Source organism: Streptomyces rubellomurinus, from assembly GCF_000961885.1.
Classification (GTDB): domain Bacteria; phylum Actinomycetota; class Actinomycetes; order Streptomycetales; family Streptomycetaceae; genus Kitasatospora; species Kitasatospora rubellomurina.
Genome location: NZ_JZKH01000079.1, coordinates 17234 through 40032 on the forward strand (window position 1 = coordinate 17234; position 22799 = coordinate 40032).

Genomic DNA, 22799 nt, shown 5'->3' on the forward strand with positions numbered 1-22799 from the left:
TGACCGGCGGTCCGGGGGCCTCAGTGGTCGGCCGGCCGGGCTGCCGGGTGGTGCGGTGGTCCGGGTGGTCCTGGTGGTGCGGCGGTCGTGCTTCCGTCGTGCGGCGTCGCCGGCGGGCGGTGCGGCCGCCCGGTGGTGCGGGCCGTACGGGTGGAGGGCGGGCCGAGGACCAGGCTCAGGTTGTGGCCCCCGAAGGCGAACGCGTTGGTCAGGGCCGCACGCAGCGCGGTGGTCCGGGCGGCGCCGCGGACGTGGTCCAGGTCGCAGGCCGGATCGGGCTCGGTGAGGTTGAGCGTCGGGGGGAGGGTCCCCCGCGACACGGCCAGGGTAGTGACGGCGGCCTCCAATGAGCCCGCCGCGCCCAGCAGATGACCGGTTGCTGACTTGGTGGAGCTGACGGCCGGTCCTTGCGCACCGAAGACGGAGCGCACCGCCGCGGCCTCCGCCGCGTCGCCGAGCCGGGTGCCGGTGCCGTGGGCGTTCAGGTAGCCGATGTCGCCGGGCCGCAGGCCGGCGTCGGCGATCGCGGCGCGCATCGCGTCGGCCGCACCCGCACCGTCCGGGCGGGGCATGGTCGGGTGGTGGGCGTCGGTGGAGGCGCCCCAGCCGATCACGTCCGCGTACCCGGCGGCGCCGCGCGCGTCGGCGTGCCCGGCGCGCTCCAGGACGAGGACGGCGCTGCCCTCGCCCAGCACGAAGCCGTTGCGCCGGGCGTCGAACGGCCGGCTGGCCAGTTCGGGGTCGTCCCAACCCTGCGCGAGGGCCCGGGCGTTGGCGAAGGTGGCGGCGATGGTCGGGTGCAGCGAGGACTCGCTCCCGCCGCACACCACCACGTCGGCGTCCCCGGCGCGGATCAGCCGCAGCCCCTCGGCGACCGCCTGGGCGCCCGCCGCGCAGGCCGTCACCACGGCCGAACTGTAGCCCCGGATGCCGTGTTTGATGGCGATCCGGGCGGTGGCCATGTTCGCGAGCATGCCCGGCAGCAGGTAGGCGCTGACGCCGGGGCGGCCGCGCTCCAGCCGGCGGTGCGACTGCTGCTCGAAGGTCTCCAGGCCGCCGCCCCCGGTGGCCAGCACCACGGCGGTGCGGTGCGGGTCGGCGTCCCGGCCGACCACCAGGCCGGCGTCGGCGAGCGCGTCGTCGGCGGCGGCCAGGGCGAGCAGCACGAAGCGGTCCACGCAGCGGGTCTCGGTGGGCGGCAGCACCTCCCGCCCGTCCACGGCGGGGGCGATCCCGGCGGCGGACAGCCAGCCGTGCGCCGGGTGGCCCTCGGGCACGGCGCCGATGCCGGAGCGGCCGGCGGTCAGCGCCTCGAACACCGCGCCGGCCCCCCGGCCGAGCGGCGAGAGCACGCCGAGGCCGGTGACGACGGCGCCCTCCCGGGCGGGGCTCATGCGTCCACCGCCTCGGCGCGCAGGGCCTCCAGGTGCCGCTGCCGGAGCAGGACCTTGCGGACCTTGCCGGTCGGGCCGAGCGGGATCCCGTCCGCCGGGACCACCAGCACCCGGCGGACGGTCGCGGCGGCGGCCTCGTCCAGGGCGGCGAGCACCGCCGCCGTCCGGTCGGCCGCCGGGTCGGCGCCCTCGGCGGGGATCAGCAGGACGTCGGTGACCACCCGCTCGCCGTCGCGGACCGCGACCACCGTGCAGTCCAGCACGTCCGGGCAGGCGGCCAGCACCCGCTCCTCGGACATGGCGGTGAACAGCCTGCGGCCGCCGCCGAGTTCGACCGCGTCGGCGGCCCGGTCGACGTGGTAGTAGTAGCCGTCCTCGTCCCGGTACATCAAGTCACCGGTCAGGAAACTGCCACGGAGGCGGCTGCGGAAGGTGGTGCCGGAGTCGTTCCAGTAGCCGAGCGCCAGCGTCGGCGAGGAGGTGGCGAGTTCGCCGACCTCGCCGGGGCCGAGCGGCTCGCCGTCCGGGCCGACCACCGCGCAGTCGACGAACGCGTGCGGGCGCCCGACGCAGCGCCCGTAGCGCTCGGTGCCCGGGCCGTGGGTGATGAAGAAGTGCGAGTGGCCCATCTCGGTGGAGCCGAGCCCGTCGACGAACAGCGAGCCGGGCTCCCGGGTGCGGCCGGCGCGGGTGGCGGTCTCCCGGCTGCCGGTGGCGATCAGCCGGCGGATGTGCGCCTCGTGCGCGCAGTCGCCGGTGTTCCACCAGAGCGCGACGGAGCTCAGGTCCCGCGCGGCGAGGTCGTGGTGGGCGAGCTCGGCCCAGGTGGCGGCGAAGCCGACCACCCCGGTGGGCCGCCACCGCTCGATCGCCTCCAGCACGCCCGCGCCGGACTGCCGGGAGAGGAGGGCGAGCCGGGTGTGCGAGCTGAGCGCGAGGTTGACCGCGATGAGCGTCGCGGCGTGCGGGGCGGGCAGCGCGCTGAGCATCCGGTCCTGGCCCTGCGGGCGGGGCAGCCGCAGCCGGTGGCGGATCGCCGCGTACAGGCTCGCGTGCGAGTGGACGACGGCCTTCGGCATCCCGGTGGTGCCGGAGGAGTGGGTGATCGCCACCGGGTCGCCGGACCAGTGCCGGTACGGCTCCGGGGCGGCGGCCGGGTCTCCCGCACCGAGGGTGCCGATCGCGGGCAGCAGTGCCGCGCCCGGGTCGTGGCCGGCCAGCGCGGTGAGGTGGGCCTCGTCGGCCAGCACCCCGGCCGCGCCGAGCCGGGCGATGTAGCGGGCGGCGCGCTCGCCGTCCAGGTTGGGGTTGAGCAGCGCGGGGATGGCGCCGAGGCGGGCCAGGGCGAGGAAGGCGAGCACGTGGTCGGCGGCGTCGCTCGCCTGGACCACCACCGGGTCGCGCCGGCCGATGCCGAGGGCGTGCAGCGCGGCGGCGCGGGCCCGGACGGCGCGGTCCAGCTCGCGCGGGGTGAACGGCTGCCAGGCGGGGTGGTCGTCGACCGGGGTGTCGAAGGTGAGCAGCGGCTCGTCCAGGCCGAGGCCGAGGGCGAGCCGGGCGGTCAGGACGTTGCCGGCGCCGACGTCGGGGTCGTCCGCGAGGCGGGTGCGGAGACTGCGGATGGTCACGGGGCGGTTCCCTCTCAGGGGGCTGGGCTCGGTGTGGCGGTCCGGGAGGCAGGGCGGCCCCGGTGGGTCAGCTCGGCTGCGCCGCCAGCAGGACGGCGACGGCCCGGTGGCCGTCCGGCGTCGCCTCGGCGGCGATGAGCAGGACCTGCTCGGCGTCGCCGTCCGCGAGGAGCAGCGCGGCGGCGTCGAGCGCGTCCGCCGGGACCTCACCGGGGACGGCCTCGGCCGGGCTGATCGCCACGACGGGGCCGGTGAGGCCCCAGCGGGCGGCGAGGTGCCCGAGCACGGCGTTCGGGTTGGACTGGAAGAACAGCAGGGGTGCGGTGCGCCGCCCGGGTTCGGCGGCCCGGTCGATGGCCCGCGCGGTGGCCCGGTCGCCGCTCCTGCTGGCGAGCAGCAGGGCGGTGCGTCCCGGCGCGGGCGGAGCGCCGTGGCGGGCGCGCAGGCAGTGCTCGGCGGTGTCGGCGACGAGCGGGTTGAAGCCGGAGGCGGCGAATCCGGGCAGCGGCGGCGGCTCCTCGGGCGTGCCGGGTGCGCCGGGTGCGCCGGGTGCGGGTCGGCGGGCCTCGGCGAGGACCCGCAGGCCGTACGCGGCGGGGGCGGGGAGCGGGGGCGGGGTCGCGGTCATGCGGCGGCCAGCAGGAGGGCGGTGTTGGCGCCGCCGAAGGCGGAGTTGAGGCTGAGCGCGTAGCGGGGGCGGGCGGTGTGCGGGCCGTCCAGGACGAGGCCGAGGCCGATCTCCGGGTCCGGGCCGAGGGCGCCGGCGTTGACCGGGAGCAGGCCGGTGCCCAGGCTGCCGATGGTGACGGCGAGTTCGAGCAGGGCGGAGGCCTCCAGCGCGTGGCCGTGCACCGATTTGCTGGAGCTGACCGGGAGTTCGGCGGTGTGCGGGCCGAACACCCGGTGCAGGGCGCGTGCTTCGGCGAGGTCGGCGAGCGTGGAGCCGGTGCCGTTGGCGTTGACGTAGCCGACCTCGGCCGGGGCGGCCCCGGCCCGGGCGAGGGCGGACCGGATCGCCCGGGAGAGCCCGTGGCCGTCCGGTTCGGGGCGGCAGACGTGGTGGGCGTCCCCGGCCCGGCCCCAGCCGGCCAGCCGGGCGAGCACGGCGGCGCCGCGCCGTTCGGCGGCCGGGGCGGCCTCGATCAGGACGGCGGCGGCCGCGTCGGCGAGCAGCGTGCCGGTGCGGCCGGCGCTGAACGGGCGCAGCTCGCCGTCCCGGGCCAGCGCGCGCCCGGCGTCGAAGACGGCGAACACGCCCGGTTCGACCAGGTGGCCGGCCGCGACCAGCACCCGTTCGTGCCGTCCGGTGGCGACCAGCACGGCGGCGTCGGCGACGGCGGTCGCCGCCGCCACGCACGCGCCGGTGTACACCCGGGTGACGCCCGGGGCGCCCCACCGCGCGGCCGTCCCGGCGGCGACGGCCCGGGTGGTGGCGCCGGTCCGTTCGTCGCTGTGCACGGCCAGCAGGACGGGCAGTGCGGCGGCCTGCGCCCCGGTCAGCGCGGCCCGGCGGCAGGCCTGGCCGATCGCGTCCAGCACGATCCCGGCCAGCGGGAGCGGGCCGTCGAGCGGCAGGTGGTCGGGCAGCAGGTGGTCGGGCAGCAGCGCGGCCCGGGTGGTGCGGCGGGCGGCCACGTCGAAGCGGGTGACCGGGCCGAAGGCGGCCTTGCCGTGCGCGGCCGCGTCGAGGAGCGGGTCGAGCCCGTGCCCGGCGGCGCTGAGCACGCCGAGCCCGGTGACGACCGGGCGGGCCGCGGCCGGGACGGGAGCGGCGGGGGCGAACGGTCGGCCCGGCGGCCCGGTGCCGCCCGTCGCGGGGCCGGTGGGCGCGGTGGCGGTCACGGGCGGGCGCCCGCGCGGTCGGCCAGGACGGCCGCGCGCAGCAGCGCGGTGGCGTCGTCGACCGTCCGGACGGCGCCGAAGCGCTCGTCGTCGAGGTCGAGCTCGATGCCGTAGCGCTGCTCGAACTCCGCGATGAGCCAGGTGAGTTCGAGCGATCCGAGCTCCTCCGGCACGGTCTCGGCGGCGCGCTGCCCGAACGCCGCCAGCATCGTCAGCACCTCGGCCCGGTCGGGCGGGGTGCCAGGCCCGGCGTGCACCTCCGGCCCGCTGGTCACGCGGCGTCGCCGATCGCGGCGGCCGCGGTGGTGCCCGCCGGCGCGTCGATCCGCCGGACGACGTCGGCGGTGAACTGGTCGAGCGTCATCAGCGCGGTGGTCTCCATCTCGTCCAGGTCGAAGGTGATCCCGAACTCGTCCTCGATCTGCACCGACAGTTCGGCGAGCGCGAGCGATTCGAGGTCGAGTCCGGCCGGGCCGAGGTCGGTGTCCCCGGTGACCTCGGAGACGTCGTACTGCATCTCGGCCAGGGCGGCGAGGGTGAACGCGCGGACGCGGTCCTGCATGGTGGTGGGCTCCTTGCTGGATCTGGGGGAGAGGGCGGGCGGGCGGATCAGCGGGCGGCGGCTTCGCGCAGCGCGGCCGGATCGCGCAGCAGCTTGCCGGTGGCGGTGCGCGGCAGCCGCGGCAGCAGGGCGAGCCGGCGCGGCCGCTTGTAGGCGGCGAGCCGGCGGGCCAGCCCGTCCTGGACGAGCGAGAGGTCGGCGTCCGGCTCGGCGGCGAGGTAGGCCTCGATCGCCCCGCCGGCGAACACCACCACGGCCTCGCGCACCTCGGGAAGGTCGGACAGGGTCTGCTCGACCTCGGTGAGGTCGACCTTGAGGCCGCCGATCGAGACCTGCGAGTCGAGCCGGCCGAGCACGGTGACCAGGCCGTGGACCTCGTCCAGCTCGGCCGCGTCCCGGGTGTGCAGCCAGCCGTCCGCCCAGCGGCTCGGATCGTCCAGCCCCGGGTACGGGGAGGTGTCCGCCCCGAGGTGCAGCTCGCCGCCGACCAGGCGCAGCCGCATCCCGTGGACGGGCCGCTTGGCCGGGTTGAGCGCGCCGGACAGGTCGGTGGCGATGACCCCGGTCTCGGTCGTGCCGTACATGGTGCCGAGCGGCACGCCGTAGCGTTCGGTGAACTGCGCGGGCAGGCCCGGCCGGACGAGCTCGCCGGCCACGATCATCCGCCGCAGCCACGGCAGTTGCGGCGGATCGGCGGCGCCGGCCAGCAGCTCGGCGTGGAAGGGCACGCCGATCACGGTGGTCGGCCGGTCGCCGGCGGCGACGGTCGCGAGGATGCCCGCGGCCGTCATCCGTTCGGGCAGGGCGAGCACGGCCCGGGCGTGCAGGGCGTTGAGCAGCCCGCCGACCAGGCCGAGCACGTGCACCACGGAGGAGAGCAGGACGACCCGGTCGCCCCCGCCGGGGAAGTCCACCAGCCTGCGGTAGCAGTTGAGTTCGCGGACGAGGTCGGCGGCGGTGCGGGCGATGACCTTGGCCGGCCCGGTGGAGCCGGAGCTGAGCTGGACCAGGGCGTGCCCGGTGGCGGCCGGCCGGCCGCCCGGCAGGGCCACGGCCCGCGGTTCGACCTCGGCGAAGCCGCGCAGGGCCGCGGTCGGCCGGTGGGCGGAGCGTACCAGCACCTGCGGGGCCAGCCGCGCCACCGCCGCGTCGACCTCGTGGTCGGTCAACCGGTGGTCGAGCAGGGCGACTTGGGCACGCAGCCGCCAGCAGGCCAGCAGCACCGCGACGAACGCCACCGAGGGCGGCAGGCGCAGTGCGACCGTCCCGCCGGGGCCGAGGCCGGCGGCGGTGAGCCGTTCGCCCTGCTCGTCGACGAGCGCGCGCAGGGCGGCGCGGTCGAGCGGTGCGCCCAGGTGCAGGCACTCCTCGGCCCCGGGGCCGGCCAGCAGCAGGGTGTCGACCCAGTCGTCCGGGGCGTCGGTGTGCGGCAATGCGGAGGGAGACGCTGGAGGGGAGGAGGGGGAGGAAAAGGGGGTCAACACCGCTCCACGCAAGTGAGAGGATTTGACATGAACGTTGCTCAGAATCACAACGGTCAATTCCGTTGCCAGACCTTGGCACAGACGATTGGTCAAATCAAGGTCTATACCAATGTGGCCGTTGCTCATACGCTGCCGAACCAGGACCGGCCCGAGCGCGGCCGTCCGGAGATTGAGGATCCACGTGGGAGCACTTGACCTGGCCGGGATCGAGAGCGCGGCGCGCGCCCGGGTTCCGCGGGACATCTGGGACTTCATCGAGGGCGGCAGCGGTGCGGAACGCACCCTCGCGGCCAACCGGAAGATCTTCGAACGATTCGCCCTGCGACCGCGCGTCCTGGTCGACGTCTCGACCTGCGAGCTCGGGCAGACCCTGCTCGGCACCCGGCTGGACACCCCGATCGGCATCGCGCCGATGGCCTACCACCGGCTGGTCGACGAGGAGGGCGAGACCGCGACCGCCCAGGGCGCCGGGCGGGCCGGTGCGCTCTTCGTCACCAGCATGTTCGCCAGCCGCACCCTGGAGGACATCGCCAAGGCCGGCGGCCCGCGCTGGCTGCACCTGTACTGGCTGCGCGACCGCGCCGCCCTCGCCGCCCTGGTCGAACGCGCCGAGGCGGCCGGCTTCGGCGCCCTGGTCCTGACCGTCGACGCACCCAGGATCGGCCGCCGACTGCGCGACCAGCGCAACGGCTTCGCCGTCCCGCCGCACATCCACGCCGTCAACCTGGACGCGGACCTGATGGCCACCAGCCACCGGTCCGAGAAGGGCAGTTCGGGCATCGCCGAGCACGCCCGCGAACAGTTCGACACCACCCTGACCTGGGCGGACCTCGGCTGGCTGCGGGCCCGCACCCGGCTGCCGCTCGTCCTCAAGGGCATCCTCACCGCCGAGGACGCCCGGCTCGCCGTCGAGCACGGCGTCGACGCCGTCGTGGTCTCCAACCACGGCGGCCGCCAACTCGACGGCGCCATACCCTCCCTGGCCGCGCTGCCGGAGGTGGTCGAAGCCGTCCCCGCCGAGCTCCCCGTCCTGTTCGACGGCGGCGTGCGCAGCGGCACCGAGGCCGCCATCGCCCTCGCCCTCGGCGCCCGCGCCGTCCTGGTCGGCCGCCCGGTGCTCTGGGGCCTCGCCGTGGGCGGCGCGGACGGCGTCCACCAGGTGCTCGACCTGATCCGCGACGAACTGGACCACACCATGGCCCTGTTGGGCCGCCCCCGGCTCGCCGACCTGGACCGCGGCGCGGTCACCGACTGGCCCTGCCCGACCGACTGACCCACGACCGACGCCCGACCGCGCTCCGGATCGAGCCGCGAACCGCTTTCGACGCACCACCGCGAAACCGATTCGTGCCCGAAGCGATGAACCGGAGCGCGGTCCGGTCGCGTCCCCCTGAAAAGAGGCCCGGATGACCGACCCGAACGCCCGCTTCCCCGGCTGGGATTGGGACGACCCCGACGACCTGGCCGTTCGGCTGGACGAATTCAGCGCGGACGTCGCCACCTGCGCGGAACTGGCGGCGCACCCCGGGCCGCTTCCGCGCACCCACGCCGAATTCACCGAACTCGGACTGACCGGAATCGAGTTCGCCGCATTCCGGACCGCCCACCCGGCCGGCCTCGGCACCGACCTCGCCACCCTGCGCAGCCCCGACGCCGCCACCGAGCCCGGCACCCTCTACCGGGTCGACGGCGACCGGTGGTTCACCCAGCTCGACATCGCCGAACCGCTGCCCTTCGCCGACGCCAGCGTCGACTGGGTGTACGCCGAGCACCTGATCGAGCACGTCACCCTGCCCGTCGCGATCGGCTGGCTGCGCGAAGCCCGCCGGGTCCTGCGCCCCGGCGGCGTCCTGCGCCTCACCACCCCCGACCTCGCCCGCTACCTGGTCGGCTACGCCACCGGCGACGGTTTCCTCGCCAAACACCGCCGCCGCCTCACCACCCTCGGCTTCGGCCCGCCGATGCCCGCCCGCCCGGCCTTCCTGGTGAACCAGATCTTCCGCCACTACGGACACCAGTGGATCTACGACCTGGACGAGCTGCGGCACGTCCTCACCCGAGCCGGCTTCGCGCCCGAAAAGGTCCGCCACTGCGCCTACCGGCAGGGCGCGTGTCCGGAAGTTGCCGATCTCGACACGGCGTTCCGAACGGATGAGACGATCTACGTCGAGGCCGACCGCTGACCTCGAACCGCTGACCTCGACCCGCCGAGCTCTCACCACTGAGCTCTCACCACTGAGCAATGACCCCGAGCCGCTGGACGCGGACCGTACCGTCCCACCGAACGGGATTGCCCATGCCCCTGCACCCCCAGGCCGAGGCCTACCGCGCCCGGCGCGCGCGAAGCGGCGCGGCACCGCTCTACCGCCTCACCCTGGCCGAGGCGCGCGCCGCCGACCTCGCGGACATCCGCGCCGCCGCCGGCGCGCCCGAACCGGTCGCCGCCGTCGAGGAGCACCGCTTCCCCGGCCCCGGCGGCGGCGAACTCGCCCTGCGGCTCTACCGCCCCGAGCCGCCCGGCCGCCGACTGCCCGCCCTGCTCTACCTGTTCGGCGGCGGCTGGACGCTCGGCTCGCCCGACACCAGCGACGCGATCTGCCGCAGCCTGGCCAACGCCGCCGGCTGCGTCACCGCCTCGGTCGGCTACCGCCTCGCCCCCGAGCACCCGTTCCCCGCCGCGCTGCACGACTGCCGCGCGGCCCTGCTCCGACTCGTCGAGCACGCCGAGGAGTTCGGCCTCGACCCGGACCGCCTCGCGGTCGGCGGCGACAGCGCCGGCGGCAACCTCGCCGCCGCCCTCACCCTGCTGCTGCGCGCCGAGGGCGGCCCCGCGCTCCGCCACCAGCTGCTGGTCTACCCCAACACCGACCACGCCGCCGACACCCCCTCGCTGCGCGACCACGACGACCCGCTGCTGTTCAACCGCCGCTCCGTCGCCTGGTACTGGGGCCACTACCTGGCCGACCCGGCGGACGGCGCCAGCCCGTACGCCTCCCCGCTGCGCGCCGCCACCCTGGCCGGCCTGCCGCCCGCGACCGTCCTCACCGCCGAGTACGACCCGCTGTGCGACGAGGGCGAGCAGTACGCGCACGCGCTGCGCGCCGCCGGGGTCCCGGTGGACCTGCGCCGCTACGACGGCGTGCCGCACGGATTCTTCGCCATGACCGACACCCTGGACGCCGCCGCCGACGCCCAGGCCTACGCCGCCGGACGACTGCGGGAGGCACTGCGATGACCCACCTCGACCTGACCGACCTGCACGGCTCGCTCAGCGAGCCGCTGCTGGACGCGATGACCTTCCTCAACGAGGTCACCACCCGCTACCCCGACGCCGTGTCCTTCGCCCCCGGCCGCCCCTACGAGGGCTTCTTCGAGCCCGAGGACGTCGGCCGCCACCTGGACACCTACCTGGCCCACCTCGCCGAGCGCGGCCTGAGCCGCGACGCCGTGCGCACCGCGCTGTTCCAGTACGGCCCCACCAAGGGCATCGTCGCCGACCTGGTCGCCCGCACCCTCGCCAACGACGAGGGCCTGGACGTCGCCCCCGAGTCCCTGGTGATCACCGTCGGCGCCCAGGAGGGCATGCTGCTCGTCCTGCGCGCGCTGTGCGCCGGCCCGGACGACGTCCTGCTCGTCAGCTCGCCCTGCTACGTCGGCATCACCGGCGCGGCCCGGCTGCTGGACCTCACCACCCGCCCAGTCCCGGAGAGCCCGGACGCCGGCCCCGACCCGGAGGCCGTGCGCGCCGCCGCCCGGGCCGTGCGCGCCGAGGGCCGCCGCCCGCGCGCCCTCTACGTCGTCCCGGACTTCGCGAACCCCTCCGGCGCCAGCATGCCGCTCGAAGCCCGCGCCCGGCTGCTGGAGGTCGCCGCCGAGGAGGACCTGCTGGTCATCGAGGACAATCCGTACGGCTTCTTCGCCCGCACCCCGGGCGAGCGGCCCACCCTCAAGGCGCTGGACCGCGACCGGCGGGTCGTCTACCTCGGGTCCTTCGCCAAGACCTGCTTCCCCGGCGCCCGCCTCGGCTACGTCGTCGCCGACCAGGAGGTCTCGGCGCCCGGCGGGCGCGGCAGCCTGCTCGCCGACGAACTGGCCAAGCTGAAGAGCATGACGACGGTCAACACGCCCGCGCTCAGCCAGGCCGTGATCGGCGGCATGCTGCTGACGTACGACTGCCGGCTGCGGGACGCCAACGCCGCCGCCATCGCGCACTACGCGGCCGGCATGGACACCCTGCTGCGGGAGCTGGAGCGGCACTTCCCGGCCTCCACCCGGCGCAGCCTCGGAGTGTCCTGGAACCGGCCGGAGGGCGGCTTCTTCGCCGTGCTGACCGTCCCGTTCGTCGCCGACGACGCCGCCATGGAGCGCTGCGCCCGCGAGTACGGGGTGCTGTGGACGCCGATGGGGCCGTTCTACCCGACCGGCGGCGGGGAGCGCCGGCTGCGGCTCTCGATCAGCGCCCTGACGCAGGCTCAGATCATCGACGGAGTTGCCAAGTTGGCGGCCTTCATCGCGTCCGAGGCGGGCCTGCCGCGCGGGTGACGAGCACGCGACCGAGGGGCCCGGCCGCCGCACAGCGGCCGGGCCCCTCGTGGTTCCGCCCGGTGCCTCAGCGCACCCGGGTGGAGAACAGCCGGGCCGACCAGGACACCGCCAGGACGGTCATCAGGGCGACCACCAGCAGGCCCTGCCACACCGCCGCGTCCCCGGCGTGCCCGGAGAACAGCGCGCGCATGCCCTCCACCGCCCAGTAGAAGGGGTTCCACCGGGCGGCCCGCTGCAGCCAGTCCGGCGCCAGGGTGAGCGGCAGCAGCACCCCGGAGAGCAGCGCGATCGGCTGCGCGACGGTGTTCACCACCGGCGCCATCGCGGCGTCGGTCGGCACCATCAGCGCGATGCCGAAGGAGATCGCCGAGGTCATCAGCGCCAGCAGCCCCAGCAGCAGGTAGGCGAGCAGCAGGTCCGGCGGGCTGACCCGCAGCCCGAACGGCAGCGCGATCAGGGTGATCAGGACGGCCTGCACCAGCAGCGCCACCGTCTCCCGCAGCGCCCGGCCGAGCAGCAGCGCCAGCCGGCTCACCGGGGTGACCCGGGAGCGCTCGATGATCCCGGCCTTCAGCTCGCCGAGCAGGCTGAAGCCCGTGAACAGCCCGCCGAAGATGCACAGCACCGCCAACAGGCCCGGCACGTACACCTGGTAGGCGTCGGCGTAGCTGCCCGCGCCCTCGGGGGCGAGCACCTTCTTCAACAGCGGGGCGAACAGCAGCAGGTAGAACAGGGGTTGGATGATGCCGACGGCGATCCACACCGGGGTGCGGACCATCAGCAGCAGCTGGCGCTGGAAGACCAGCCAGGTGTCGCGGGCGAGCTTCACGATCTCCCCAAGGTTCGGGCCGGTCAGGACTGTTGCAGGGAGCGGCCGGTGCGGGCCAGGAACACGTCGTCCAGGCTGGGCCGTTGGAGCTGCACGGTGCCCGGTGTCACCCCGGCGGCGTCCAGCGCGCGCAGCACCTGCGGGATGGCCGCCGCGCCGTCCGCCACGTACAGCCGCAGGCCCTCCTCACCGCTGTCCTCCAGCCGGTGCAGGTACGGCTGCGGCCGCAGCGCCTCGGCCGCGCGCCCGGCGACGTCCTCGCCGGGCTCCAGGCCGAGCAGCAGGACGTCGCCGGAGATCTCGCGCTTGAGCGCCGCGGGCGTGCCCTCGGCCACCACCTCGCCGTGGTCGACGATCGCGACCCGGTCGCAGAGCGCGTCGGCCTCGTCGAGGTAGTGGGTGGTGACGACGACCGTCATGCCCTGGGTGCGCAGCCGGCGGATCTCCTCCCAGACGCCCGCCCGGCTGGCAGGGTCCAGTCCGACCGTGGGCTCGTCCAGGAACAGCACCCGCGGTTCGTGGATCACGCCGAGCGCGATGTCGACCCGGCGGCGCTGACCGCCGGAGTAGGTGGCGCACGGGCGGTCGCCGAACCCGGTGAGGTCGAAGGCCTTCAGCGCGTCCTCGGCGGCCCGGACGGCCTGCGCCTTGCCCGCGCCGTACAGCCGTGCCTGGAGGACCAGTTCCTCGCGGGCGCTGACGTGGTCGGTGGTGCCGCCGCCCTGGGCGACGTAGCCGATCCGGCGCCGGACTTCGGCCGGATCGGCGAACAGGTCGGCCCCGGCGATGCGGGCCCGGCCGCCGTCCGGGCGGATCAGGGTGGCCAGCATGCGCAGGGTGGTGGTCTTCCCGGCGCCGTTGGGGCCGAGGAAGCCGAAGATCTCCCCGGCGGCGACGGACAGGTCGATCCCGCGGACGGCGTCGACGGTGGGGCTGTCGCCGCTCCTGCGGGAGGTCTTCTTGCGGTAGGACTTGCGCAGTCCCGTGGTCTCGATCAACCGGAACTCCCGTACGGGGAAGGGCTGCCACGGCACCCGCCCGGGTGGTCGTGCGGGGCGGCGGTGCGGGGCGGTGCTGCTGCGACACCCTAGGGTCAACCCCGGCTCGGAAACAATGGCCTAGACCAATGGACTCGCGGCCCGACGTTCTGCTACGGGCCGCCAGGAGGCCGCGTTCCGCCGGGGGCCGCCCCGCTCGGCCGGGCGGCCAGCGCCTCCAGCCGGTCCGCCGCGGCCACCGCGCCGCCGCCGGACAGCAGCTCCCGCCCGACCCGGACCGCCCGTTCCCGCAGGGCCGTCGAGTCCAGCGCGGTGCGCAGCGCTTCGGCGAGGTGCTCCGGCGTCACCCGGGCGAACGGCACCCGCAGGCCCGCCCCGGCGGCCGCCACCTGCGCGGCCACGAAGGGCTGGTCGTGCCGGATCGGCGCCGCCACCAGCGGCAGCCCGTGCGCCAGCGCCTCGCCCACGGTGTTCATCCCGCCGTGGCACAGCACCGCGCCCAGCGCGCCGCGCCTCATCAGCTCCAGCACCGGCGCCCGGTCCACCGCCACCGCCCGCGAGGGGAGTTCGGGCAGCAGCGCGCGCGGCGCGGCGAACACCGGCTGGACGTCCGGCCCGCACAGCTCCAGTGCCCGCACCGAGCGCGCGAGGAAGTCCGCGCCCAGGTCGCCCGCCAGCGTGCCCATGGTGACCAGCACCCGGCGCCGGCCGGGGGCCAGCCGCTCCCACGGGAAGCCCGGATCCGCCGGGCGGGTGCGCAGCACCGGGCCGACCAGCGCGTGGTGCGCGGGCGGCTCGGCCGCGCCGGTCAGCGCCGGCCCGGTGGTCGCGAGGACCAGGGCGGGGGAGAAGCGCGGGTCCAGGTACTCCGCGGCCGGCAGCCCGGCGCGCTCCCACAGGCCGCGCAGCAGCCCGTCCGTCCACGCCTCAACCTGCGGCAACGCCCGGTACGGGCGGCCCAGTTCCATCGCGCCCGGCGCGAAGCTCGCCCACGGCAGCCCGTGCCGGTGGGCGGCCAGCGCGCCCGCCGGGGTGTGCTGGTCGACCAGCAGCACGTCCGGCCGGAACTCCCGCACGACCGCGTCCAGCGGCTTCGCGGTGAACCGCGCGTACGGCACGATGAAGCCCTCCCAGAGCGAGCGCAGGGCGGCCAGCCCGTGCCCGCCCTGGGCCCGGAAGGCCCGGGTGCCGGTGCCGAACACCCGGGCGTCCGGGCCGAGCAGCGGCCGCAGCACCGACTCGGTGCCGGTCCAGGCGACCTGGTGGCCGCGGGCGGCCAGTTCGGCCGCGATGCCGACGGCCGGGTTGACGTGCCCGGTCAGCGGCGGCAGCACCAGCAGGAACCGACTCATGCCCGCACCTCCCCGGGCAGCAGCTTCTGCAGGTCGGCGACGGTCAGCGCCTCCAGGGCGGCCAGGCCGAGGCCGGCCCGCAGCCCCGCCAGGTCGGCCTGCGAGCCGAAGCGTTCCCGCAGCAGCCGGGCCAGCGCGGCGAGTTCGCACTCGTCCAGCAGCAGGTCGGCGTCCAGCCGGGATCCGGGGGTGATCCGCTCCGCCCACCCGGGCGGCGCCCCGGCGGCCTCGGCCAGCAGGGCGAGCAGCTCGGGGTGCAACGGCCCGTCCGGGCACGGTGGTTCGCGGTCCGACAAGGGAGGTATCCCGTCTGAACGACGCCGCTCTCGGCGCGGCGCGCAAGGATCGCGGCGGCCCCGGCGCGCGGGTGGCGCGGGCGGACGCGGGGGAAGTGTCAAGGGCCCGAGATCACTTGTGCGACCGCTCGGGCGTGGTGATACTAGCCCGCGTGACCGCACTGGAGGCAGTGGCCGTTCACCTCCCCCCGCGTGCCGTGCCCATCGAGGCGGTGGGCGAGCGCATCGGCCTGACCCCACGTCAACTCCGACTCTTCCGCCGCTTCCACGGCCTGGACCAGCTGCGACTGGACCCGGACGGGAAGCTGCCCGACCTGCTCGACGCCGCCCTGGACGGCCTGACCGAGCTGCGCGGACGCGAACGGCACGTCCGTTTCGTGATCCACGCGCGCAGCATGCCGGTGGCGGTGCCCCACCCGCTCAACCCGCTGCACGACCTGCTCGCCGCGCGCGGCCTCGGCCACGCGAGCGCCTTCACCGTGACCCACCACGCGTGCGCCGTCGGCCTGCTCGCCATCGACCTGGCGGGCAGGCTGCTGGCGGGCGAACCGGACGAGCGGGCGCTGGCCGTCGTGCTGGCCGGCGAGAAGACCTTCACCCGGGACGCCCAACTGGTGCCCGAGACCGGCATCTTCGCCGAAGGCGCCGCCGCCTGCCTGATCAGCGCGGGCGGCGAGCGCCACCGGATGCTCTCCTTCGCGGTGCGCCAGCGCCCGGAGTTCGACGGCCGGCTGGCCGAGGACGCCGACCTGCTCGCCCGCTACCAGCGCGCGTACCCGAACGTGATGGTCGAGGCGATCGAGGCGGCCCTGGAACAGGCCGGGCTCCGGCTCGGCGACCTCGCCGCGATCCTTCCGCACAACGTCAACCAGGCGTCCTGGCGGATGATCTCGCGCCGGATCGGCTTCCCGCTGGAGAAGGTGGTGCTGGACAACGTGCGGTCGGTCGGGCACAGTTTCGCTGCGGACGGCCTCATCAACCTCCACACCGCCACCGCCCGGGGGCTGGTGCGCCGCGGCGACCACTACCTGATCGCCGCCGCCGGCGTCGGAGCGACCTTCTCGGCGATGGCCATGCGTTCCTGACGCCCAGTCGGCCGACGCCGGCCCGAACTCCCCGCTCCTGGCCGCACTCCCCGCCCATCCCACACGTACGACGCGACGGGACATCCATGTCAGATCCAGTGGTCCAGACCACCGACCCCGAGCTGCGCGAGCGCATCCTGCACGCGATCGGCGAGCTCCTGCCGCGCGTCCTCAAGCGCGAGCTGCCGGAGATCCCCGAGAACGCCTGCCTCTTCGACGACCTCGGCCTCACCTCCGCCGGCACCATCGAACTCATCCTGGAGCTGGAGGAGTCGCTCGACATCCAGGTGGACGTCGAGCAGATCACCGAGGACGACCTGCGCTCCGTCACCAACCTGGCGGACTACGTCGCCGGGCACCTGATTCCCGAGGATTGACCGGGTGCCCGCCGCCGCGAGCGCGCACCGGCCCGGGCTGCGGATCACCCGGGCGCTGGCCCGCCGCTTCGACGGCCGCTCGCCGGCCTCGCTCGACCCGGACCTGCGGGTCTTCGTCTCCGACCTGGTCCGCCCGTACGGCCTGCCGCTGCGCGAGGACCTGCTCGGCGAGGGCGCCGGCCACTCCTACGAGGAGCTGGCCGCCGGACCGCTGCGCGAGGCACTGGCCGACGGCGAACCGGTGGACCTGCTGATCCTCGCCTTCGACACCCCGGACGTCCGCCCCGGCGCGCCGTCCTCGCTCGCGCTCGGCCGCGCCGTCCCGGGCTCGCCGCTCGCCTTCGCGATCTGCGACCAGGGCACCGCGGCGGCCTTCACCGCCCTGCGGCTGGCCGCCGCCCACCGCGCCACCGGCAGCTGCCGGCGGGCGGTGGTCGTGCTCGCCGAGCAGACCGCGCTGCACCACGAGCCGCCCGAGCCCGTTCCGCTGCCCGAGCGGCACGCCGTGGTGGTGCTGGTCTGCGAGGACGACCCGGCGGGCGGGCTGGAGGTCCGCCAGGCCCGCGGCGTCGACGACCCGGCGCGGACCGTCCGGGGCTGGGCCGAGGAGCTGGGGCCCGGGGCGGCGGTGCTGCTGGACGCCGGCCTCGGCGGCGAGCGGCCGCCGGCCCAGCCCTTCACCGGCCTGTGGGCGCTGCTGGCCGAGCAGGTGCCGCGGCAGCGGCCCGTGCTGGCCGCCGGGTACGACCGCCGGCTCGGGGTGGTGAGTGCTTTGATGCTGCCATGACCGACGTCACGCTCTCCTTCATCGACACCGACCAACCCGCCCCGGTCGTGGACGCGTTGGGGCAGCTGCTGGACGCCGACGAGCGGGCCCGCGCGGCCCGCGCGGGCCGGGAGTCGCGCTCCCGCTTCACCGTGCTGCGCGGTGCCGTGCGGCAGTTGGTGGCCGCCCGGCTCGGCGTGCGCCCGGCCGAGGTGGTCTGGCGGCTCGGGCCGAACGGCAAGCCGGAGCCGGCCGGGGCCGGCGGGCTGCGGGTCAGCTGGTCGGCGTCCGGCCCGCTCGCGGTGCTGGCCCTGGCCGAGGGGCGGGAGGTCGGGGTGGACGTCGAGGGGCTGCGCGAGTCCGCCGTGGCCGAGCGGATGGCCGCGCGCTGGTTCCCGTTCGAGGAGGCGCGCTTCGTCGCGGAGGCGGCCGAGCCCGCCGAGCGCTCGGCGCGCTTCACCGCGCTCTGGTGCCGGCGCGAGGCCGTCGTGAAGGCGTACGGCGGACGGCTGGCGCAGTCCTTCGGGGTGTGCGTGCTCGGCCCGTCGCCGCTCGCGGTGGGCGATCCGGGCCGGCTCGGAGCGGGGCCGGTCCTGGTCCGCGACGTGCCCGCCCCCGGTCCGTTCCGGGCCGCCGTGGCGGCGCTCGGCGATCGGCCCGTCCATGTCAACTCGCTTGTGTGGCAAGCCGGTTGATTCTCCTCCACTTTGGTCTGGACCAGTTCGCGAGCTCGCTGGTAGCGTCCCGAACGCATCCGGGTCGATCCCCTCCCGGCGAGCGAAAGACGGGTACGACGTGACCCCGCACGATGTCCGGCCGGCCCGCCGGCAGATCTCCGTCCCGTTCGCCGCCGAGAGCGGCGGCAGCGGCCCGCCCGCCCGCGACGGCGGCCCGCCCACTCGCCACAGCGGCCCGCCCACCCGCGACAGCGGCCCGCTCACCCGCGGCCAGGACAACATGATCCGCTGCATCCGCGGCGAAGCCCCCGAGCAGAGCAACAAGGACTCCGTCTGGCCCGTCCCGGACGGCACCTCGCTCGGCGCCGGCCTGGCCGCGCTGCGCCGGCTCGTCGAGCGGCACGACTCGCTGCGGACGGCCTTCCCGCCCGGCCCCGGCCCGGACGGCTTCCCGGCCGCCCAAGTGGTCCACCCGACCGGTGCCCTCACCGTCACCGTGGTCGAGGCCGGCGGTCGGTCCGACGCCGAACTCGACGCGCTCGCCGAGGAGTCGGGCCGAACCGACCTCGCCGTCCCGTTCGACCTGGCCGCGCCCCCGAGGATCCGCTTCACCCTGCTCGCCGACCGCGACCGGCTGCTCCGCCTGGCCGCCGTGGTCTGCCACGCGGGGGCGGACGGCGCCGCCACCGCCGTGCTGATCCGGGACTGGCACGCGCTCGCCGCCGGGCAGGAGCTCCCGCCCGTCACCGCCCCGACGCCGCTGGAGATCGCCGCCGCCGAGCAGAGCACCCAGGGCCGCCGCCGGGCGGCGAACTCCCTGCGGCACTGGGCGCGGGTGCTGACCACCGCCCCGCAGTCCGTCTTCGCCGACGCCCGGATCGTCGGTCCGCCGCGCGACCACGGCGCCCTCCTGGTCCGGTCGACCGCTGCCGCGGGCCACCTCGCCGCGGTCTGCCGGCGCACCTCCGCGAGCCCGTCCGTCGTCCTGCTGGCCGTCTTCGCCGCCCTGGTCGCCCACCGGGCCGGGCGCGGCGAGCTGGTGATCTCCGCGCTGTCCGCCAACCGCCAGCGGGCCGCGCTGGTCGACCACGTCGGCACCCTCGCGCAGGACGCCCTGATCCTGCTCGACGCCGGTGTCGACGACCTCGACGAGCTGATCGCCCGCACCAAGTCCGCCTCGCTGGGCGCCTACTGGCACAGCACCCTGGACGCCGAGCTGGTCTGGCAGCTGGTGGAGGACGCGGCTCATCTGCGCGGCACCCGGTTCCCGCGCCAGGTGGTGGTCAACGACCTGAGCCTGACCGTCCCGGCCGCCGTGATCGACGCCCGGCCGGCCCCGGCCGGTGACCCGGAACTGACCCCGCTGCCCGCGCCGACGCTGCCGGCGCGGTTGATGTTCACCATCCTGCGGATCGCCGGCAGCCTGGAGTTCGTGCTGGTCACCTGCCCGCAGGTGCTCGATCCGGCGGAGACCGAGGGCTTCGCGCGCGCCCTGCTCGCCGTCCTCGCGGCCGCCGCCGAGGGCCCGGTGGTGCCGGCCGGCCTGCCCGGCGTGCTCGGCCCGCCGCCCTGCGCGCGCGGTCGCGACTGGCGGCTCGTCGATGGCTCCTGGGTCGATCTGGCGGCCGTCCGGGGCCTGCTGGACGCCACCCTCGGGCCGCATCAACTGCGACTGGACGAAGGGAGGTTGGTGGCCGAGCTGGTGAGCGCCGACCCGGCGCTCGACCCCGCCGCCGCCCACCGGGCCGTGGTGGCCGCGCTACCCGGCCGCGACACCGCGATGGCCCCGCACCACTACGTCGTCCGGCACCCGGCCCCGGGCGGCGAGCTGGTCCGGGCCGGCAGCGGACGGGACCGGGAGATCGTCGCCCGACTGTCCGCACTCACCTGAACGGGTGGCCGCGGGCGGCGGCGGAACCGCTCACCCGCACGGGTCTCCGGCCTCCCCGAGCCCACGGGCCCGCTCGCGCGCCGGATCCGCCGCGAACGCCGAGGCCGCCCCCGAGGTGAGCCCCCACGGGCTCGGCACCTCGTCCTCGCCCCCGCCCTGCCCCGGCAGCCGGTCGATCACCGCGGCCAGGGCCGCCGGCAGCTGCGGCGCCAGCCCGTGGTGCACCCGGGAGAGGATGTCGCGCCGCACCTCGTCCGGCAGCAGTGGCCGGTTCATCCGCAACGGCCCCGGCCCCGGCGGGCGTTCGGTGGCCGCCAGCTGGTCCGACCAGGCCCGCCAGTAGTCGGCGTCGTCCGTCTCGCCCAGCGTCAGGTGGTGCAGGTGCAGGCAGTACGCGGCCGTCCCGCTGCCGGATCCGGCGGCGAAGCGCCACCAGAACTCGGCGCTCTCCACCCGCCCGGTGGCGTGCAGCAGCGCGCCGAACACCTCCGCCCCCTCCGGCTGGATCCGGCGGGCGTTGACCAGCAGGTCGAGCCCGCGCGAGGCCTCCGGCGCGCCGAGCACCAGGGCGACGACCAGGCCGAGTTCGAACGCCGCCTGCTCGTGCTCGGACGGCAGGTGCGCGGGCGCGGCGGTCAGCCGCGCCTGGCGCAGGGCGGCGATCCGCTCGGCGTGCGGCCGCTCCGGCCGGGGCACCCGGATCTCCGCGCGCCCGGCACCCGTCCCGTCGTGGTTCACAAGTCGCCCGCCCGGTCCGGCAGTTCGCGCACGCCGAGCCGGCGGGCCAGTCGCTCCCGGGCGTGCCGCAGATTGGAGTGCACGGTGGCCACCGGTCGGCCGAGGTAGGCTCCGATGACCTTGACGTGCAGCCCCAGCAGGTAGCGCAGGACCACCACGTCCCGTTGCCGGTCCGGCAGTTCGAGGATCGCCGCGTACAGCCGCACCTCGTCGGCCTCGCTGTGCAGCAGCCCGTTCGCCACCTGCTTGAACGCGCCGATCACCGCCGCGAAGGTGACCGCCTCCACCGCGACCGGCTCCTCGCCGGACACCCAGTCGGCGATGTGCCGGTTCGCCAACCGCCAGGCGTACGCGGCCGGTTCCTCGAAGCGCAGCACCTGCGGCCAGCACCGGGACAGGTCGCCCTTGACCGCCCCGACCACCAGCGCCGCGTCCGCCCGATTGCCCGTCCTGGTCAACGCCAGGGCGTGCCAAGCCGGTTCGTGTGTCTCGCAGAACGCGGCGTAGGTGAGGTCCGGCCGCAGCGCGGCACTCGTGCCGACACTCCTGTCGATCGTCATCGCGCCTGCCTTCCGCGGCCTGCCGCCGCCCACCGGGTCGCCCGAGGTCGGGCCGTCCCGGCCCATCCTCACGGCTTCCGCTTCGTCACTCCAGGGCGCGCATTGAATACAGATGGTCATCTCGTCGTACTTCTTGACGTGAGGGGTCGGGGCCGATTGCCGGGCGGATACCGTGGGCAGCCATCCGGTCGTCCGTGCGCGAGAGGCGAGGGGAAAGCGGGATGAACCGCTACGACGGGGTCGACCTGCGGCTGAACGTGCCGCACTCGGCCCGGATGTACGACTACTACCTGGGCGGCTGCACCAACTTCGCGGCCGACCGCGAAGCCGCCGGCCACGCCCTCGCCGTCGCCCCCTGGGTGCGCGCCGCCGCCCGCGCCAACCGCGCCTTCATGCACCGGGCCACCCGCGCCCTCGCCCACGCCGGCATCGACCAGTTCCTCGACATCGGCACCGGCATCCCCACCTCGCCCAACCTGCACGAGATCGCCCAGGGCGTCGACCCGCGCGCCCGCGTCGTCTACGCCGACAACGACCCGATCGTCCTCTCGCACGCCCAGGCCCTGCTCACCGGCACCCCCGAAGGCCGCACCGCCTACGTCGAGGCGGACGTCACCGACCCCGGGCGGCTGCTCGACGCGCCCGGACTGCGCGACACCATCGACCTGGACCGCCCCGTCGCGCTCTCCCTGATCGCCCTGCTGCACTTCGTCCCCGACGCCAGCGGCGCGTACGGGATCGTCGAGCACTTCAAGTCCGCCCTCGCCCCCGGCAGCGCGCTCGTGATCAGCCACGTCACCCCCGAGTTCACCCCCGAGGACGTCGACCGGGTGGTCCGCGTCTACGCCGCCGCCGGCACCGCCGTGCAGGCCCGCAGCCGCGCCGAGTTCACCCGCTTCTTCGACGGCTGGACCCTGCTCGAGCCCGGCGTCGTCCCCACCCCCGCATGGCGGCCGGCCCCGGCCGACCCCCCGGTCACCGCGGCCGACGCCGCCCAGTACGCGGGAGTGGCGATGGCACTCTGACCGTCCGGTGACGAACCATCGGACGGTGCGCCGCGTCTCCTCCCGCATGGACCAGAACCTTCCGGACACCCCGCGCACCCGCCGCGCCGCCCTGACCCTCGGCGCCGCGGCGGCCGTGGCCCTCACCACGACCCTCGCCGGCGGCGGGGCGGCCCAGGCCGCCACGAACGACGTCGGCCGGCGCCTGGCCGAGCTGGAACAGCAGCACGGCGGCCGACTCGGCGTCTACGCCCGCAACCTGCGCACCGGCCGCACCGTCCGCCACCGCGCCGACGAGACCTTCCCGATCTGCTCGGTGTTCAAGACCCTCGCGGTCGCCGCCGTCCTGCGCGACCTCGACCACGACGGCGAGTTCCTCGCCCGCCGCATCCACTACACCGTCGACGACGTCAAGAACTCCGGCGGCGCCCCCGTCACCGGCGAGTCGAAGAACCTCGCCAACGGCATGACCGTCGGCGAACTCTGCGCCGCCGCCATCGACCAGAGCGACAACACCGCGGGCAACCTGCTGCTGCGCGAACTCGGCGGCCCGACCGCCGTCACCCGGTTCTGCCGCTCGATCGGCGACCGCGTCACCCGGCTCGACCGCTGGGAACCGGACCTCAACACGGCCGAACCCGACCGCACCACCGACATCACCACCCCGCACGCCATCGCCCGCACGTACCGCCGGCTCGTCCTCGGCCACGCCCTCCCGCCCGCCCAGCGCCGCCGCCTCACCGACTGGCTGCTCGCCAACACCACCAGCAC

The 22799-nt window shown here is 75.8% G+C and carries 25 protein-coding genes; 12 read left to right on the forward strand and 13 right to left on the reverse strand.

Annotated elements, in window-relative coordinates; genetic code table 11:
• Nucleotides 1–20: 20 nt before the first annotated feature.
• From VM95_RS29245 to VM95_RS29275, 7 genes are all read right to left on the reverse strand, one after another.
• Nucleotides 21–1394 carry a beta-ketoacyl-[acyl-carrier-protein] synthase family protein gene (locus tag VM95_RS29245; protein WP_078860720.1) on the reverse strand — a complete coding sequence of 458 codons (1374 nt, stop codon included), beginning with the start codon at nucleotides 1392–1394 and terminating at the stop codon, nucleotides 21–23.
• Nucleotides 1391–3022 (reverse strand): class I adenylate-forming enzyme family protein, encoded by a 1632-nt coding sequence (locus VM95_RS29250; RefSeq protein ID WP_045702315.1) that lies wholly within the window; start codon nucleotides 3020–3022, stop codon nucleotides 1391–1393. The genes VM95_RS29245 and VM95_RS29250 overlap by 4 nt, the downstream gene beginning before the upstream one ends.
• Nucleotides 3023–3089: 67 nt before the next feature.
• A complete protein-coding gene (locus tag VM95_RS29255; protein WP_045702317.1) occupies nucleotides 3090–3650 on the reverse strand; it encodes a hypothetical protein in 561 nt (186 codons plus the stop codon).
• Entirely contained in the window at nucleotides 3647–4864 is a 1218-nt protein-coding gene (locus VM95_RS29260; RefSeq protein WP_078860722.1) for a beta-ketoacyl synthase N-terminal-like domain-containing protein, read from the reverse strand. Before VM95_RS29260 ends, VM95_RS29255 begins: the two co-directional genes overlap by 4 nt.
• The gene (locus tag VM95_RS29265; protein ID WP_244178991.1) at nucleotides 4861–5139 is read right to left on the reverse strand and encodes an acyl carrier protein; all 279 of its coding nucleotides are present in this window, start codon (nucleotides 5137–5139) and stop codon (nucleotides 4861–4863) included. The genes VM95_RS29260 and VM95_RS29265 overlap by 4 nt, the downstream gene beginning before the upstream one ends.
• Complete coding sequence (locus tag VM95_RS29270; protein WP_045702319.1) at nucleotides 5136–5426, reverse strand: phosphopantetheine-binding protein; 291 nt, start codon at nucleotides 5424–5426, stop codon at nucleotides 5136–5138. The genes VM95_RS29265 and VM95_RS29270 overlap by 4 nt, the downstream gene beginning before the upstream one ends.
• 47 nt (nucleotides 5427–5473) lie before the next feature.
• Nucleotides 5474–6859 carry a class I adenylate-forming enzyme family protein gene (locus tag VM95_RS29275; RefSeq protein WP_045702322.1) on the reverse strand — a complete coding sequence of 462 codons (1386 nt, stop codon included), beginning with the start codon at nucleotides 6857–6859 and terminating at the stop codon, nucleotides 5474–5476.
• A 78-nt stretch (nucleotides 6860–6937) separates the two neighbouring features.
• Between VM95_RS29275 and VM95_RS44750 the strand changes: the two genes are divergently transcribed.
• From VM95_RS44750 to VM95_RS29295, 5 genes are all read left to right on the forward strand, one after another.
• Nucleotides 6938–7105, forward strand: a complete 168-nt coding sequence (locus VM95_RS44750) for a hypothetical protein (RefSeq protein ID WP_244178992.1) — start codon at nucleotides 6938–6940, stop codon at nucleotides 7103–7105.
• Nucleotides 7092–8183, forward strand: coding sequence for an alpha-hydroxy acid oxidase (locus VM95_RS29280; protein WP_045702324.1), 1092 nt, complete (start codon nucleotides 7092–7094; stop codon nucleotides 8181–8183). Before VM95_RS44750 ends, VM95_RS29280 begins: the two co-directional genes overlap by 14 nt.
• A 133-nt stretch (nucleotides 8184–8316) precedes the next feature.
• Nucleotides 8317–9093 carry a class I SAM-dependent methyltransferase gene (locus tag VM95_RS29285; protein ID WP_045702328.1) on the forward strand — a complete coding sequence of 259 codons (777 nt, stop codon included), beginning with the start codon at nucleotides 8317–8319 and terminating at the stop codon, nucleotides 9091–9093.
• A gap of 113 nt (nucleotides 9094–9206) precedes the next feature.
• Entirely contained in the window at nucleotides 9207–10145 is a 939-nt protein-coding gene (locus VM95_RS29290) for an alpha/beta hydrolase (RefSeq protein ID WP_045702331.1), read from the forward strand.
• Complete coding sequence (locus VM95_RS29295; protein ID WP_045702333.1) at nucleotides 10142–11452, forward strand: aminotransferase-like domain-containing protein; 1311 nt, start codon at nucleotides 10142–10144, stop codon at nucleotides 11450–11452. The genes VM95_RS29290 and VM95_RS29295 overlap by 4 nt, the downstream gene beginning before the upstream one ends.
• 67 nt (nucleotides 11453–11519) lie before the next feature.
• Here the strand turns inward: VM95_RS29295 and VM95_RS29300 are convergent, their stop codons facing one another.
• The 4 genes from VM95_RS29300 to VM95_RS29315 all read right to left on the reverse strand — a co-directional run bounded on the left by VM95_RS29300 (nucleotide 11520) and on the right by VM95_RS29315 (nucleotide 14930).
• Entirely contained in the window at nucleotides 11520–12284 is a 765-nt protein-coding gene (locus VM95_RS29300) for an ABC transporter permease (RefSeq protein ID WP_045702335.1), read from the reverse strand.
• A 23-nt stretch (nucleotides 12285–12307) separates the two neighbouring features.
• Nucleotides 12308–13282 (reverse strand): daunorubicin resistance protein DrrA family ABC transporter ATP-binding protein, encoded by a 975-nt coding sequence (locus VM95_RS29305; RefSeq protein ID WP_045702337.1) that lies wholly within the window; start codon nucleotides 13280–13282, stop codon nucleotides 12308–12310.
• Between the two features lie 152 nt (nucleotides 13283–13434).
• Nucleotides 13435–14634: a glycosyltransferase gene (locus tag VM95_RS29310; RefSeq protein WP_045702339.1), complete on the reverse strand. Its 1200-nt coding sequence runs from the start codon at nucleotides 14632–14634 to the stop codon at nucleotides 13435–13437.
• Entirely contained in the window at nucleotides 14631–14930 is a 300-nt protein-coding gene (locus VM95_RS29315) for a hypothetical protein (RefSeq protein ID WP_157882235.1), read from the reverse strand. The genes VM95_RS29310 and VM95_RS29315 overlap by 4 nt, the downstream gene beginning before the upstream one ends.
• 152 nt (nucleotides 14931–15082) lie before the next feature.
• Between VM95_RS29315 and VM95_RS29320 the strand changes: the two genes are divergently transcribed.
• The 5 genes from VM95_RS29320 to VM95_RS29340 all read left to right on the forward strand — a co-directional run bounded on the left by VM95_RS29320 (nucleotide 15083) and on the right by VM95_RS29340 (nucleotide 19726).
• Nucleotides 15083–16015 carry a 3-oxoacyl-[acyl-carrier-protein] synthase III C-terminal domain-containing protein gene (locus VM95_RS29320; protein ID WP_045702344.1) on the forward strand — a complete coding sequence of 311 codons (933 nt, stop codon included), beginning with the start codon at nucleotides 15083–15085 and terminating at the stop codon, nucleotides 16013–16015.
• 86 nt (nucleotides 16016–16101) lie between these two features.
• Entirely contained in the window at nucleotides 16102–16392 is a 291-nt protein-coding gene (locus VM95_RS29325; RefSeq protein WP_045702346.1) for a phosphopantetheine-binding protein, read from the forward strand.
• Nucleotides 16393–16396: 4 nt separating this feature from the next.
• Nucleotides 16397–17179 carry a hypothetical protein gene (locus VM95_RS29330; protein WP_052707646.1) on the forward strand — a complete coding sequence of 261 codons (783 nt, stop codon included), beginning with the start codon at nucleotides 16397–16399 and terminating at the stop codon, nucleotides 17177–17179.
• Nucleotides 17176–17853, forward strand: a complete 678-nt coding sequence (locus tag VM95_RS29335) for a 4'-phosphopantetheinyl transferase family protein (RefSeq protein WP_045702348.1) — start codon at nucleotides 17176–17178, stop codon at nucleotides 17851–17853. The genes VM95_RS29330 and VM95_RS29335 overlap by 4 nt, the downstream gene beginning before the upstream one ends.
• 100 nt (nucleotides 17854–17953) lie before the next feature.
• Nucleotides 17954–19726: a condensation domain-containing protein gene (locus tag VM95_RS29340; protein WP_052707647.1), complete on the forward strand. Its 1773-nt coding sequence runs from the start codon at nucleotides 17954–17956 to the stop codon at nucleotides 19724–19726.
• A 30-nt stretch (nucleotides 19727–19756) separates the two neighbouring features.
• Here the strand turns inward: VM95_RS29340 and VM95_RS29345 are convergent, their stop codons facing one another.
• Together VM95_RS29345 and VM95_RS39230 are read right to left on the reverse strand one after the other, a co-directional pair.
• Entirely contained in the window at nucleotides 19757–20422 is a 666-nt protein-coding gene (locus VM95_RS29345; protein ID WP_157882236.1) for a hypothetical protein, read from the reverse strand.
• Nucleotides 20423–20460: 38 nt separating this feature from the next.
• A complete protein-coding gene (locus tag VM95_RS39230) occupies nucleotides 20461–21024 on the reverse strand; it encodes an RNA polymerase sigma factor (protein WP_157882237.1) in 564 nt (187 codons plus the stop codon).
• A 221-nt stretch (nucleotides 21025–21245) separates the two neighbouring features.
• Here VM95_RS39230 and VM95_RS29355 point away from each other — a divergent pair, with 221 nt between their 5' ends.
• Both VM95_RS29355 and bla read left to right on the forward strand, forming a co-directional pair.
• The gene (locus VM95_RS29355) at nucleotides 21246–22049 is read left to right on the forward strand and encodes an SAM-dependent methyltransferase (RefSeq protein WP_045702350.1); all 804 of its coding nucleotides are present in this window, start codon (nucleotides 21246–21248) and stop codon (nucleotides 22047–22049) included.
• Nucleotides 22050–22095: 46 nt separating this feature from the next.
• Nucleotides 22096–22799 (forward strand): class A beta-lactamase (gene bla / locus VM95_RS29360; protein WP_045702352.1); only part of this gene is annotated, 704 nt, incomplete at its 3' end.